The 13,038-nt window shown below is 66.8% G+C and carries 13 protein-coding genes; 6 read left to right on the top strand and 7 right to left on the bottom strand.

Features of this window, described 5'->3' with window-relative positions; genetic code table 11:
- Positions 1-27: 27 nt before the first annotated feature.
- A complete protein-coding gene (locus tag JFY56_RS16855) occupies positions 28-789 on the bottom strand; it encodes an SDR family oxidoreductase (RefSeq protein WP_208315102.1) in 762 nt (253 codons plus the stop codon).
- Positions 790-1,128: 339 nt separating this feature from the next.
- Between JFY56_RS16855 and JFY56_RS16850 the strand changes: the two genes are divergently transcribed.
- Positions 1,129-1,500, top strand: coding sequence for a translation initiation factor Sui1 (locus JFY56_RS16850; protein ID WP_208315100.1), 372 nt, complete (start codon positions 1,129-1,131; stop codon positions 1,498-1,500).
- 209 nt (positions 1,501-1,709) lie between these two features.
- Positions 1,710-3,623, top strand: a complete 1,914-nt coding sequence (gene speA, locus JFY56_RS16845; protein ID WP_208315098.1) for an arginine decarboxylase — start codon at positions 1,710-1,712, stop codon at positions 3,621-3,623.
- Positions 3,624-3,925: 302 nt separating this feature from the next.
- On the opposite strand, the gene pdxR is transcribed toward speA, so the two are convergent.
- Positions 3,926-5,344: a MocR-like pyridoxine biosynthesis transcription factor PdxR gene (pdxR, locus tag JFY56_RS16840; protein WP_208315097.1), complete on the bottom strand. Its 1,419-nt coding sequence runs from the start codon at positions 5,342-5,344 to the stop codon at positions 3,926-3,928.
- 115 nt (positions 5,345-5,459) lie between these two features.
- Here pdxR and JFY56_RS16835 point away from each other — a divergent pair, with 115 nt between their 5' ends.
- Both JFY56_RS16835 and JFY56_RS16830 read left to right on the top strand, forming a co-directional pair.
- Complete coding sequence (locus tag JFY56_RS16835) at positions 5,460-5,621, top strand: cupin domain-containing protein (RefSeq protein ID WP_208315095.1); 162 nt, start codon at positions 5,460-5,462, stop codon at positions 5,619-5,621.
- Positions 5,622-5,646: 25 nt separating this feature from the next.
- On the top strand, positions 5,647-6,480 hold the full coding sequence (locus JFY56_RS16830) for an arylamine N-acetyltransferase family protein (RefSeq protein WP_408004425.1): 834 nt from the start codon (positions 5,647-5,649) through the stop codon (positions 6,478-6,480).
- On the opposite strand, the gene JFY56_RS16825 is transcribed toward JFY56_RS16830, so the two are convergent.
- Complete coding sequence (locus tag JFY56_RS16825) at positions 6,477-6,956, bottom strand: DUF2214 family protein (RefSeq protein WP_208315092.1); 480 nt, start codon at positions 6,954-6,956, stop codon at positions 6,477-6,479. The two genes, JFY56_RS16830 and JFY56_RS16825, sit on opposite strands and share 4 nt — an antisense overlap.
- A 101-nt stretch (positions 6,957-7,057) precedes the next feature.
- On the bottom strand, positions 7,058-8,410 hold the full coding sequence (locus JFY56_RS16820) for an MATE family efflux transporter (protein WP_208315090.1): 1,353 nt from the start codon (positions 8,408-8,410) through the stop codon (positions 7,058-7,060).
- A 304-nt stretch (positions 8,411-8,714) separates the two neighbouring features.
- Between JFY56_RS16820 and JFY56_RS16815 the strand changes: the two genes are divergently transcribed.
- Together JFY56_RS16815 and JFY56_RS16810 are read left to right on the top strand one after the other, a co-directional pair.
- Positions 8,715-9,437: a hypothetical protein gene (locus JFY56_RS16815; protein WP_208315088.1), complete on the top strand. Its 723-nt coding sequence runs from the start codon at positions 8,715-8,717 to the stop codon at positions 9,435-9,437.
- On the top strand, positions 9,434-10,324 hold the full coding sequence (locus tag JFY56_RS16810) for a hypothetical protein (RefSeq protein WP_208315086.1): 891 nt from the start codon (positions 9,434-9,436) through the stop codon (positions 10,322-10,324). Before JFY56_RS16815 ends, JFY56_RS16810 begins: the two co-directional genes overlap by 4 nt.
- A 10-nt stretch (positions 10,325-10,334) precedes the next feature.
- On the opposite strand, the gene JFY56_RS16805 is transcribed toward JFY56_RS16810, so the two are convergent.
- From JFY56_RS16805 to JFY56_RS16795, 3 genes are all read right to left on the bottom strand, one after another.
- A complete protein-coding gene (locus tag JFY56_RS16805) occupies positions 10,335-10,733 on the bottom strand; it encodes a YkgJ family cysteine cluster protein (protein WP_208315084.1) in 399 nt (132 codons plus the stop codon).
- Between the two features lie 341 nt (positions 10,734-11,074).
- The gene (locus JFY56_RS16800) at positions 11,075-12,331 is read right to left on the bottom strand and encodes a DUF1835 domain-containing protein (RefSeq protein WP_208315082.1); all 1,257 of its coding nucleotides are present in this window, start codon (positions 12,329-12,331) and stop codon (positions 11,075-11,077) included.
- 239 nt (positions 12,332-12,570) lie between these two features.
- Positions 12,571-13,020: a DMT family transporter gene (locus JFY56_RS16795; protein WP_208315080.1), complete on the bottom strand. Its 450-nt coding sequence runs from the start codon at positions 13,018-13,020 to the stop codon at positions 12,571-12,573.
- Positions 13,021-13,038: the final 18 nt, after the last annotated feature.

Here is a 13,038-nt window from a genome sequence, read left to right as displayed (position 1 = left end):
GCGTTCAGCGCCAACCTACGTGGGCATTCACCCCTTGCGATGGATCGCGAACCCCGCCCATGCCTGGCTCACCGGCATGATCTCCAGGTTGTTGATATTGATGTGCGGCGGCTGGGTCATGAGCCAGTGGATCGTCTCGGCGATGTCCTCCGGCTGGATCGGCTCGGCGCCGGCGTAGGTCTTGTCGTAGCGTTCTTTATCCCCAGCGAAGCGCACCAGGCTGAACTCGCTCTCGCACAGCCCCGGCTCCAGATTGCTCACCCGCACCCCCGTCCCCTGCAGGTCGCAGCGCAGGTTGCGCGAGAACTGCTCGACGAACGCCTTGGTCGCGCCGTACACATGGCCGCCCGGATAGGGCCAGCGACCGGCCACCGACCCCAGGTTGACGATGCTCGCCCCGCGCCCGTGGGCGATCAGCCGCGGCAGCAGCAGGCGGGTGGCGTACATCAGGCCCTTGATGTTGGTGTCGACCATGGTGTCCCAGTCATCCAGGTCGCAGTCCTGCGCCGGGTCGGTGCCGAGGGCGAGGCCGGCGTTGTTGATCAGGCCGGTCAGCCTGTCGAAGCCGGACGGCAGGTTGTCGATGGCGGCGGTCATCGCCGCGCGGTCGCGCACGTCCAGCACCAGCGGCAGCACCTCGGCCTGCGCGGACAACTCTTTCGCCAGCGCCTGCAGGCGCTCCTCGCGTCGGCCGGTAAGCACCAGCGACCAGCCCTCGCGAGCGAACCGCCGCGCACAGGCTTCGCCGAAGCCGGATGTGGCGCCGGTGATGAACAGGGTGGAAGTCATACGGGGCTCCTCTCTGGTTTTCCGTGGAGGATAACAGGCGATTCTCCGTGGGGACGCAATAGTCACGTAGGGCGGGTGCAACCCGCCAATGCGGAGTGGCCTGGCGGGTTGCACCCGCCCTACGAAACGCCTCGACGTCCCGCATGTCGCCAATCCACCGATTAATGGCGCATTTCTGCTCTTAGCAATTGCCTCCAATGCTGGTAAATTGCGCGACCTTTCCGGCCGCCCCCACGGCCGGGTATGCGCAGCCCCTGCCTGAGTGGGGCGTCGCGGTTGGCGACAGCCGGCCTTACTATTGACCTGGCCCACAGAGGCCAATCCAGGGAACATAGCCCGGTGGTCAAGAAAGCTTCTTCTCTCTCCGCCCTCGGCGGTCTCGTGTATTCCACCGACGCTGGCCGGCATTGCCCGGACTGCGGCAAGCCCGTTGCCGAGTGCATCTGCAAGCAGGCGGTGATCCCCGCCGGTGACGGCATCGCCCGCGTGCGCCGGGAAACCAAGGGGCGCGGCGGCAAGACCGTGACCACGGTGAGCGGTGTGCCCATGGCAGGCGACGAGCTGAAAGATCTGGCGACCGCGCTCAAGCGCCGTTGCGGCACTGGTGGCAGCCTCAAGGACGGCGTGATCGAGATCCAGGGCGACCACGTCGAACTGCTCATCGAAGAGCTGACCAAGCGCGGCCTCAAAGCGAAGAAATCCGGCGGCTGAAGCGCCTCTCCCCTGCAGAAAGCGGGCTGCCCCCAGCCCGCTCCCTGGATGGGAGACACCAGCCGGGCGCGTGCGCCTTCGCCATGTTTTCCTAAACTAACCGCCGGGCAAGGCGGTCTACACGGCAGCGTCACACCTGTCGTTTACCTTATTCGTGCCTGCCGGGTTCGCCGGCGGCCATCACTCTTTCTTCGAGGAGAACACCGCGCATGGCCGCCAGACGGACCCGCAAAGACGACGGCAGCAACTGGACCGTGGCAGACAGCCGCAGCATCTACGGCATTCGCCATTGGGGCGCTGGCTACTACGCGATCAACGACGCCGGCAATGTCGAGGCGCGTCCGCAGGGTGTGGACGGCCAGCCGATCGATCTGCACGGGCTGGTCGGCCAGCTGCGCGAGGCGGGGCTGTCGCTGCCGCTGCTGGTGCGCTTCCCGGACATCCTGCAGGACCGCGTGCGCAAGCTGACCGGCGCGTTCGACGCCAACATCGCGCGCCTGGAATACCAGAGCCGCTACACCGCGCTGTACCCGATCAAGGTCAACCAGCAGGAAGCGGTGGTGGAAAGCATCATCGCCACGCAGAACGTCTCCATCGGCCTGGAAGCCGGCTCCAAGCCCGAGCTGATGGCCGTGCTGGCGCTGGCGCCGAAGGGCGGCACCATCGTCTGCAACGGCTACAAGGACCGCGAGTTCATCAAGCTGGCGCTGATGGGGCAGAAGCTCGGCCACAACGTGTTCATCGTGATCGAGAAGGAGTCCGAGGTTCAGCTGGTGATCGAGGAAGCCGCCACCGTCGGCGTGCTGCCGCAGGTCGGCCTGCGCGTGCGGCTGTCCTCGCTGGCGTCTTCCAAGTGGGCGGATACCGGCGGCGAGAAGGCCAAGTTCGGCCTTTCCGCGGCGCAGCTGCTGTCGGTGGTCGAGCGCTTCCGCAAGGCCGGCCTGGACCAGGGCGTGCGCCTGCTGCACTTCCACATGGGCTCGCAGATCGCCAATCTGGCCGACTACCAGCACGGATTCAAGGAAGCCATCCGCTACTACGGCGAACTGCGCGCGCTCGGCCTGCCGGTCGACCACGTCGACGTCGGCGGCGGCCTCGGCGTGGACTACGACGGCACCCACTCGCGCAACGCCAGCTCGATCAACTACGACATCGACGACTACGCCGGTGTGGTGGTCGGCATGCTCAAGGAATTCTGCGACGCCCAGGGCCTGCCGCATCCGCACATCTTCTCCGAGAGCGGTCGCGCGATGACCGCGCACCATGCGGTGCTGATCACCCAGGTCACCGACGTCGAGCGGCACAACGACGAGCTGCCGAAGATCACCGATCGTGCCGAGCAGCCGGAAATCGTCCAGTGGCTGGCGGACATGCTCGGCCCGACCGACGCCGAGATGGTCACCGAGACCTACTGGCGCGCCACCCATTACATGAGCGAAGCGGCCAGCCAGTACGCCGACGGCAAGATCACCCTGGCGCAGAAGGCCCTCGCCGAGCAGTGCTACTTCGCCATCTGCCGCCGCCTGCACAACCAGCTCAAGGCCCGCCAGCGCTCCCATCGCCAGGTGCTCGACGAGCTGAACGACAAGCTCGCCGACAAGTACATCTGCAACTTCTCGGTGTTCCAGAGCCTGCCGGACACCTGGGCCATCGGCCAGGTGCTGCCGATCCTGCCAATCCACCGCCTCGGCGAGGAACCGGACCGCCGCGCCGTGCTGCAGGACCTGACCTGCGACTCCGACGGCAAGATCACCCAGTACGTCGACGAGCAGAGCATCGAGACCAGCCTGCCGGTGCACGAGGTGAAGGAAGGCGAGGAGTACATGATCGGCGTGTTCCTGGTCGGCGCGTACCAGGAAATCCTCGGCGACATGCACAACCTGTTCGGCGACACCGACTCGGTGAACGTCTACCAGAACGCCGACGGCAGCTACTACCACGCCGGTATCGAGACCCACGACACCATCGAGGACATGCTGCGCTACGTGCACCTGTCGCCGGAGGAGCTGATGACCCACTACCGCGACAAGGTAGCCCGCGCCAAGCTCACCGCCCGCGAACGCACCCAATACCTCGATGCCTTGCGCCTGGGGCTGACGCGCTCTTCCTATCTGTCGTCCTGATGCGCTGATGATCGCGGGCGTGGCCAGCTCCTACGGGTACTCCGGCGTTGCGATTCCCTCACCCCAACCCTCTCCCGGAGGGAGAGGGGCGCGACGGTGTGAGGTGGTACACCGTGCCAGCCGGCGACTCCGAATAGTCCCCTCTCCCTCCGGGAGAGGGCTAGGGTGAGGGGGAAGCATCATGACGATGCATTGCCCCTACGGTTCGGAGTTCACCTGTAGGAGCAGGCCATGCCCGCGAACCCCAACAGCGGAGTACCCGGCGTCGGCGGATGTTGGGCTTCGCTGCGCTCAGCGCCAACCTACGGACGCTCCATCACCTTCGCGACTCGCTCGGCGAGCCTTGTCGCCATTTCTTCATCCACCACATTGGTGAAGCTCAGCATCAGCGCCGGCTCATGGCGGGCCTCCACGCACCAGGCATTCAACGCCTGCAGGCCGAGCCCGTTGGCGTGGGCGCGCTGGGCGATGGCGCGGTCGTCGCCGTCCACCCGGCCGATCAGGTGCAGGCCGCCGGGCAGGTCGGCGAACTTCAGGCGATCCCCCAACTGTTCCTCCAGCGCCGACCGCAGCAACTGGCGGCGCGCGGCGTAGAGGCTGCGGGTGCGCTTCAGGTGGCGGGCGAAATGGCCCTCGACGAAGAAGTCGCAGAGCGTCGCCTGCAGCAGTTCCGAGCAGCCGCTGGAGAATGTCTGGAAGCTGCGCACGAAACCGTCGACCTGGCTTTCCGGCACGACCAGATAGCCCAGGCGCAGGGACGGGAACAGCACCTTGCTGAAGGTGCCGGTGTAGAGCACCCGGCCCTGGCGGTCGAGGCTCTTCAGCGCCGGCAGAGGGAAGCCGCTGTAGCGGTATTCGCTGTCGTAGTCGTCCTCGATGATCCAGCTGCCGGCGTCGGCCGCCCAGTCCAGCAGCGCCAGGCGCCGCGGCAGCGACAGCGCCACGCCGGTCGGGCTCTGCTGCGACGGCGTGACCGCGGCGAAGCGCGCATCCGCCGCGCGCTCCAGTCCGTCCATCACGCGCAGGCCGTCCGCGTCCACCGGCAGCGGCACCAGTTTTGCCCCGGCGGCGCGCATCAGTTCGCGGCTGCGTGGATAGCCGGGGTCCTCGTGCCAGACCTTGTCGCCGAGGCGCAGCAGAGTACGGCTGATCATGTCGAGCGCGCCCTGGTAGCTGGCGCAGATGAACACCTGCGCCGGATCGCAGGTAATCCCGCGTGAGACGCCCAGGTAGCCGGCGATGGCCTGGCGCAGCGGCGCATGGCCGCATGGATCGGGATAGGCCAGCCCGGCCGGGCTGAGTTGCCGCAGACGACGCGCCGCGAGGCGGGCCCAGAGCGCGCGGGGGAAGGCGTCCAGCGCCGGGAGGCCGAGCTGGAACGGACGAATCTGTGGGCCGTGGGCGATCAGGCCGGGGTGCACCTGTTCGGCCACTGATGCAGGACGTTGCGCTGGTGTCGCGGCGCGTTCCGCCAGTTGCGGCGAAACCACCGTGCCGGCCGGCCCCCTGGCCTGCAGATAGCCTTCGCTGGTCAGCAACTGATAGGCCAGCTCCACCGTGCCGCGCGCCACGCCCAGCTCGCTGGCCAGCCCGCGCACCGGCGGCACGCGCTCGCCCGGGCGCAGCGTTCCCCTGGCGATCGCTTCGCGGAAGCGTTCGTAGAGCTGGCGGTAGATCGGCAGTGCCAGCGTGGGGTCGAGGTTCAGGCCCAGTGTTTTCATGTCCCAGTCACTTCCACGAATCTTGGCTCTGCCGACTATGCCATTGGCGGCATACAGTCGCACCTGTCCAACGGATTTCCTGATCGGAGGCTGTCCATGTGCATGAAAGTGTTCCTTGCCGGCGCAGACTTACCGCGCCGGGCAGACCTGGTTCGAACCGACCGGCGTGCTGCACCTGTTCGCCGAGAGCCCCAGCGCCAGCCAGCCGGCGCAATTGCTGGCAGTGTTCATCACCGACCAGGGTTGCGGCCCGCTGCTGATCCCGGAAGATCGTTGAGACAAGGAGACCGCTCATGACCCCACTGAACCCCTTCACTCCGCAGCAGTTGCACGCCTGCCTGGCCCGCCTGGAATTGCCGCCGGAAGCGATCCCGCCGACCGCCGCGAACCTCGACCGGCTGATCGACGCCGCGCTGCACCACCTGCCTTTCGAGAACCTCGACGTGCTGCTGGAGCGGCCGGTGCGCATCGAGCCGGATGCGGTGTTCGCCAAGCTGGTCGAGGGCGGCCGCGGCGGCTACTGCTTCGAGCTGAACAGCCTGTTCGCGCGCCTGCTGGCGAGCCTCGGCTACCGCGTCACGCTGCTGGTGGCGCGGGTGCGCTGGGGCGTGCCGGCGGAGGTGGAGCTGACCCAGCAATCGCACCTGCTGCTGCGCATCGATCTGGAGGAGGGCATCCGCCTGGTGGATATCGGCTTCGGCGGTCCGACACTGGACCGGGCGCTGCCGCTGGTGATCGGTGAGGAGCTGCCCGGTGGCTGGCGCATCCTTCCCGGTCCGCGCGAGGGCGAGCTGGAGTTGGCGGTGCATGGCACTTCGGGCTGGCAGCCGCTGTATCACTTCAGTCTGGCGCCGCAGCTGTGGCTCGATTACCTGCCGCGCAACTGGTTCACCTCGACCCATCCGGACAGCGTGTTCCGCCGCTTCCTCAAGGCCGCCATCAGCGAGGACGGCGTGCGCCTGACCCTCAACGACGGCCAGTTCAACCGGCGCTGGGCGGACGGACAGGTCGAGCAGCGGAGGGTGGACGATCCGGACGAACTCATCGAACTGCTGCGCGAACGCTTCCGCATACGCATCGCGGCTGTGGATATCCCGCCGTTGCGCCGGCGCCTGACGGGATTGCTGAAAATCTAGGGCACGTGGAAGCTGAGGCCCAGGCTCTGCAGGTCGTAGCCGCGCGCCATCAGCGTCGCCAGCAGCGGCAGGAACAGCAGGAGCAGCAGCTCGACGCGGATGGTCAGCACCACCAGCGTGCCCTGCCGGGGGCTGGGGGCGGGGATGTTCCCGGCCTTCAGTTCGTTGCGCCAGTTCAGGTAGGTGAAGGTCGGGTAGCTCGACAGCAGCCCGACCAGCACGAACAGCCCGACCTTGGCGACGAACAGGCTGTTGTACAGGTAGAACTCCGGCCCCTTGGCGAACCACAGCGCCCGCGCCACGCCAGTGAGCAGCACCAGCCCGGCGCAGACGCCGTAGAGCAGGTCGACGATCACCAGGTTGCGCGCCCGTTCCAGGGTCAGCGGCAGGCGGAACAGCCGGTGCTCCAGCACCAGCAGGGCGAACAGCATGAAGATCGAGATGAAGTGCAGATAGGCGGCGATGGCTTGGGCCATGGGCTAGGTCCCTCTATGCAGCGCAGCGGACAACCGACTCTGGGGAATCTAGTGGGCATGTCCCGCCAGCGCCAGTCCGGCGGACGCCCGGGCGCTCAATCTCAGGCACTGGCAGGTGCCTGCCAGCCATCCCGCCGGGTCAGATGCCAGGCATAGCCGCCGAGAATCAGCCCGCGCAGCAGCATGAAGCAGAGGAACGCCAGCCACAGGCCGTGGTTGCCCAGCGGCTGCAGGGCGATCCCCAGCGGCAGGCTGCCGGCGCAGGCCAGCAGCATGGCGTTGCGCATCTCGCGGGCGCGGGTGGCGCCGATGAACAGGCCGTCGAGCAGGTAGCTCCACATGCCGATCAGCGGCAGGCAGGCGAGGTACGGCAGGTAGTGGTCGGCGGTGGCGCGGACTTCCGGGATGTCGCTCTGCATGGCGATGAACAGGTGCCCGGCGAAACCGAAGAAGGCGACGAAGGCCAGGCTGGCGAGCAGCGACCAGCCGCAGGCGACCACCAGCGAACGGCGCAGGGCGGTGCGGTCACGCCCGCCGATGGCATGGCCGCACAGCGCCTCGACCGCGTGGGCGAGACCGTCGAGAGCGTAGGAGGTGATCATCAGGCCGTTCAGCAACAGCGCGTTGGCCGCCACCGTGGCGTCGCCCAGGCGTGTGCCCTGCACCGTGACCAGGAAGAACACGCCCTGCAGCGCCAGGCTGCGGATGAAAATGTCGCGATTGACCGTCAGCAGCGGCCGCCAGCTCGCCCAGCGGCGCAGCCGCGACCACTCCGGCAGGCCCGGATATTTGCGCAGCGCGCCGCCGGTCAGGGCCAGGCCGAGCAGCGCGCCGCTCCACTCGGCGATCACCGAGGCCCGCGCCGCGCCGGGCACGCCCCAGTCGAGGCCGAGGACGAACCACAGCTCCAGGACCAGGTTGACCAGGTTGGTGGTGAGCAGGATCGCCAGCGGCACGCGGGCGTTCTGCGTGCCGAGGAACCAGCCGACCAGCGCATAGCTGGCCAGCGCCGCCGGCAGGCCGTACAGGCGGATGTGGAAGAACTCGCGGGCCAGCGCGTCCAGCTCCGCCGACGGCTGCATCAGGCCCAGCGCCAATGGTGTCAGCGGCACCGCGATAAGGCTGAGCAGCAGAGCCAGTCCCAGCGCCAGCAGCAGTCCCTGTCCAAGAATCCGGCGCAGCGCGCCTCCGTCGCTACGTCCCGCTGCCTGTGCGGCGAAACCGGTGGTGCCCATGCGCAGGAAACCGAGCACGCCGACCAGCAGCGTGTACAGGCTGCCACCGACCGCCACCGCGCCGAGCTGGTGGGCATGCGGCAGATGGCCGATCACCGCGCTGTCGACCAGCGTCACCAGCGGCACGGAAACATTGGAAAGAATCATCGGCGCGGCCAGCGCCCAGACCTTCCGGTGGGTCGGGCGGTGCCGCCAGGCGTCGGCAAGCAGGGCAGTCATGCAGGCTCCAGGGCGAAGCGCGCAGTATAGCGGGCGGCCGTTCCAGTCGCGGGTGGGGATATCGGACGCCGGTCTGTCGTGGCAATCGATTGCGCACCTGACCGGTGATCTGCCGTGGACGGATTACGTTGACCCGTCAGGAATTGCGCAAGGAGAAGTTGGCTATTTCCGAAACTTTGAACGAGGCGGCATTTGGGGCGCAGCCCGCGTGACCGGGCATTGCGTGGTGTCAAATGGCTATATCAAAATCCGTTGAGCGTCTCCGGGTATCCCGCCGGGAGACCTTCTCAGATAAGGATTACTGATGAACGAATTCCGCCGGGCCCTCTTCGGGTTGCCGTTGCTTTGCCTCGTCCTGCTGACTGGCTGTGCCACGCCGCAGCCACCCGTCCCCATGGACCAGTCGTTCTGGGCGCAAAAGCAGGAGCGCATAGGCATCGCCTACACCCAGGTGCCGAAACCCACGGTCATCATGGCCGGGCAGCAGGGACTGTTGGATATGGCAGTGAACAATGGCCTCGCGGCTGGCCTGCGCAGCAAAGTGGAAACATGGGATTCCAGCAGCCTGCGCAGCATCCCCGCACAAGTCGGCGAACAGCTGCGAGCCGATGGCTACCAGGCGGTCAACATCGACGACCCGCTCGTACTCGATACCCTGGCCAAGAACAAAGCCGAGAAGACCGGCTATGCAAGCAAGGACTTCCAGCCGCTCAAGTCGCAGAAACAGATCGACAAGCTGGTGCTCTTCGAATTCGGTAGTGCCGGTACCATGCGCACCTACTACGGAATGGTGCCCACCAGCGTTCCGGTCGCACAGGTCGTGGTTACTACCTACGTCATCGATCTGAACGACAACCACCTGCTCTATTACCAACCGAATGTCTTCAGTCACAGCGCCGATGGCGAATGGGACGAGGCGCCGGACTTCCCGAATCTGACCAATGCCTTCTATCAGGCGCTGGACTCGACCCAGCAGAGCCTGCTCGGGGTGTTCCGCAACCAGCAATTGTCCGCGGCCAGGCCGTGAAAGGTCGCTTTGCGGGTGTTCTGGCGCTGGCGCTGCTGCTGAGCGCTTGCGGCAGCCGCGAGGCGTTGCGGCCGAGCATGGCGGTGGACCTGCAGAGTATCGTCGTTGGCCAGACGCTTGCCCTGCGGATCGAGCCGGGCGAGCGCCGCTTGTTGCGCAGCGAAGTCGCCAATGACGGTGCCGGCATCATCCAGCACGGCACGGCCACTGCACAGAACCTGCACAGCTCCGTGAGCGGCGTCGGCAACTCCGGTGCCGGGGGTGGTTCCGCACTGGGTGTGGCCATCGGTATGGCATTGGTGGCCGGCATGACCCAGACATCGGTGCAGGATGCCCGGCAGACCGAGGCCGATCAGCGGGTTGCCCCGCTGCAGTCGGCACTCGATGCTCGCCCTCGGCATGACTGGTTCGGGGAGCATTTTGCTGCTGCCCTGACCAAGGCGGGGAAACAGGTGTCCGATGCCGCTGTGCTTACGTTGGTCGTTGCGCCCCAGGGTGTGCTCAGCCGGGACTCGCGCAGTCTGAAGCTGGTCAGCGAAATCGAACTGATGCAAGGGCGCCAGTCGATCTATCGGGGGCGGATAGAGACGCAGGGCGATGCTCTTGCATGCTCGGCCTGTTTGGACCAGTGGGCCGCAGACGATGCCAGTGCCTATCTCCAGGCCCTGGATGCCAACGTGCGTGAGACGGTCAGGGTTCTGTTGCTCGATTGGCAGACGGGGCATTTCGCCGGCCAACTGGGCGACGAGCGAACCCTGCGCTACCAGATCGGTGACAGCCGTTATGTCGAACGGGGGCGGCTGTGGCAGGGTTCCCGGGACTCCGGTGCGTTGTTCCTGACCTTGCGCGATTGGATCAAATCCGTGCCGACCGGGATCGAGCCCTGAACCACGAAGATCAGGAAGTTTTCTTCCGATATGCGCAATACCCCGGACGCGGGCCGATCTGCGGGTGGTTGCGGCAGGTGTCCGGACGATTCTTGTAGATCGTGCAGAGGCGCGACTTGCGGTCCAGGTACAGGCAGTCGCCGTTGCTGGTGCGGGTCAGGGTGAAGATGCCGCTCTTCTGGTTGAAGCGCTCGACGATGCCTTCCTTGAGCAGGCGCTTGGCGACGTTCTTCGGCGGATCGCCGCGCTCGAATTCGTCGACCACGCCGATGCGGATCAGGTCGCCGATGCGCACTTCCACCGGCAGCGTGCAGCAGGTGGCATGGCAATCGCGGCACAGATCCTTGGTGTATCTGGCCCAGGTGTCGAGGCGCTCGACGTCGGCGTCGGCGACCAGCATTTTCTTCATGGCATTAGGGCCTGTTGATGTTTCGTTCCGAACCGCGTTGCTGCGACAAATGGCGCCAGGCTAGGCGTGGGACGCAGGGAATGGTCGCCCCCTTGCCAAGTCCCGCAACGACGCATGGCGCCATTTGCCGCGCAACCCGAAGGGACGGGCCTGTTTTTGCGCGGCGCTGCGTTGCTCGTCGTTCATTTGGAATAACCAAACCACTCTCCTCGCGCCTTGCTCCGCGCAAAAACAGGCTCCGTCGCGGTCGGAACGAAACGTCAACAGGCCCTATTGGTGGAGCAGTGGAAAGGCGCGCAATCATAGTGGGGTTGATCAAGGATTGCGCGCCGATTCGACGATCAGTCTTTCCAGACCGGCCGCAAGTCGTCATCCAGCGCCCAGTGCGACTGTCCGGCGCGCAGGCGCACGCCGCCGACCCAGCGCTCCGGCGCGGCCTGGTCCAGCCAGTAGCGTTCGCCGCCCTGCACCTGCCGGCCGAGTCCGGTCAGCTCCAGCGGCCGCTGTGGCCAGGGCAGGTGGGCGTCGCGTTCATGCAGCAGCGGCGTCGGTGAGTCGATCAGCGGACGCAGCAGGGCATGGAGCATCAGGTCGCCCAGATAGGGCAGCGGTTCGCGGCGGGTCATCAGTTCGGCGAAGACCTGGCCGAAGGTGAGTCCCTCGCTGTCGCGCAGTATTTGCAGGGCGAGGCGTTCGGTCAGCGACAGGCCGTCGCGCAGGGACGGCAGTTCCTGCAACTGGCGGAGCAGCGCCGTGCCGAGCAGGGGCAGGGCGGGCGTTGGCTGCCGGGCCAGTTCCGCCCAGTCGCGTGGCGACGGGTTGCAGTAGGCGGCCCAGGCGCGCCGTGCCAGATGCAGGGCGTTGTCGCCCAGTGCGCGGCGTTGCGGCCAGAGCCAGGCGAGAACATCGGGCGCCAGTTGGCCGATGCCGATGAAGCGCCCGACGCCGGGCACCCCGTCGACCTCGATCAGTTCCAGCCGCGCCGGCAGCCGTTCCAGGCTGGCGAGCACGCGGATCAGGAACAACTGGTCATAGGCATCCGCCTCGCACCAGAGCACCACCCGCGGGCGTTCGGCGAGACCGTCGAGCACGGCGTATTCCTCGCGCATCCGGCCCAGCGAATCGGCGGGCGGGATATCGAATGAGCGGCTGATGAAGTCGGCGCGCAGGGGGAGGTAGTCGGCCAGCGCGACATCCGGCACCGGCCCCATCACCAGCGGATCGGCGAACATGCGGAACTCGCCGCGGAAACCGGCCAGCTCCAGGCTGTGGGCGATGTCGTTGCCGCAGCGCAGGTGCAGGCAGGCGGCTTCGTCATCGGCGGCGAAGCCGGGATGGCGCGCGGCGAAGTCGATGGCGTCGACGTGGGCCTTGAGCTTCGGCCAACTGGCGAAGCCCAGTTCACGGGCGATCAGCCATTGCGCATCGGCCAGGCGCGGCGGGCGCTGCAGGCCGGCGGGCAGGTGCTGGAGCAGGATGGCGTGTGCAGCCGGAACGTTACGCAGCAGGTCGCGAAGCAGTTCCCTAGCGCGCTTGCGCTGCTGTTCGAGGTTGATGCGGCCGTCGGTGCAGGGTGTGGCGTAGCGGGGGGCAGACATACGATCTCCTTGAGCTGGCCTGGTCCGCTGATGGCCGGGAGTCGTATCGGGAATACGCTGTGGATTCACCTGGGCGCAGCCCTTTCCGCGGACGGGAGGCGTGGAGAACGCCGGACCCGACTATAGCCGCCGAGCCCGGGCACGACAATTCATTACCCAACCGTAGGGCGGGTGAAACCCGCCAGATTCCTTGCCCCGAAATGGCGGGTTGCACCCGCCCTACAGGTGCTTCGCGGATTTCAGCCCTTGCGGATCATCCAGATGCCGGCGGCGATCAGCGCCAGTCCGCCGATCTTCAGCGCACTCACCGGCGCCTCGCGGAAGCCCGCCCAGCCGAAGTGGTCGAGGGTCATCGCCATGCCCAGCTGGCCGGCGAGTACCAGCACCATGAACATCAGCGCACCGATGCGCGGTGCCGAGTAGGCGGCGATGAAGATGAAGAACATGCCGAGGAAGCCGCCGCACCAGTGCCACCAGTTCAGCCCGCGCAGGGCGGCGAAGGTGGGGATTTCCCGCTGCCAGAGGGTCAGGACGATCAGCCCGGCGGTGCCGACCATGAAGGAAATCATCGCCGCGGCCAGCACGCTGGATACCTGCCGGGCGAGCTGGCCGTTGATGCCGGCCTGCAGCGGCAGGCAGGTGCCGGCGATCAGCGGCAGGATGAGCAGCCACCAGGGTGGGGTAGGCATGAAAGGAACTCCTGGGCA

It is taken from the genome of Pseudomonas schmalbachii (assembly GCF_017589465.1).
Classification (GTDB): Bacteria; Pseudomonadota; Gammaproteobacteria; order Pseudomonadales; family Pseudomonadaceae; genus Pseudomonas; species Pseudomonas schmalbachii.
The sequence above is the reverse complement of the archived record's forward strand: the minus strand, read 5'-3'. Positions and strand labels throughout refer to the sequence as shown.

What these genes read in the sequence shown, in the direction of transcription:
- JFY56_RS16855 (WP_208315102.1), bottom strand. Translation starts at nt 789, where the DNA reads ATGACTTCCACCCTGTTCATCACCGGCGCCACATCCGGCTTCGGCGAA.
- speA (WP_208315098.1), top strand. Translation starts at nt 1,710, where the DNA reads ATGGCCGCCAGACGGACCCGCAAAGACGACGGCAGCAACTGGACCGTG.
- pdxR (WP_208315097.1), bottom strand. Translation starts at nt 5,344, where the DNA reads ATGAAAACACTGGGCCTGAACCTCGACCCCACGCTGGCACTGCCGATC.
- JFY56_RS16825 (WP_208315092.1), bottom strand. Translation starts at nt 6,956, where the DNA reads ATGGCCCAAGCCATCGCCGCCTATCTGCACTTCATCTCGATCTTCATG.
- JFY56_RS16820 (WP_208315090.1), bottom strand. Translation starts at nt 8,410, where the DNA reads ATGACTGCCCTGCTTGCCGACGCCTGGCGGCACCGCCCGACCCACCGG.
- JFY56_RS16815 (WP_208315088.1), top strand. Translation starts at nt 8,715, where the DNA reads ATGAACGAATTCCGCCGGGCCCTCTTCGGGTTGCCGTTGCTTTGCCTC.
- JFY56_RS16805 (WP_208315084.1), bottom strand. Translation starts at nt 10,733, where the DNA reads ATGAAGAAAATGCTGGTCGCCGACGCCGACGTCGAGCGCCTCGACACC.
- JFY56_RS16800 (WP_208315082.1), bottom strand. Translation starts at nt 12,331, where the DNA reads ATGTCTGCCCCCCGCTACGCCACACCCTGCACCGACGGCCGCATCAAC.
- JFY56_RS16795 (WP_208315080.1), bottom strand. Translation starts at nt 13,020, where the DNA reads ATGCCTACCCCACCCTGGTGGCTGCTCATCCTGCCGCTGATCGCCGGC.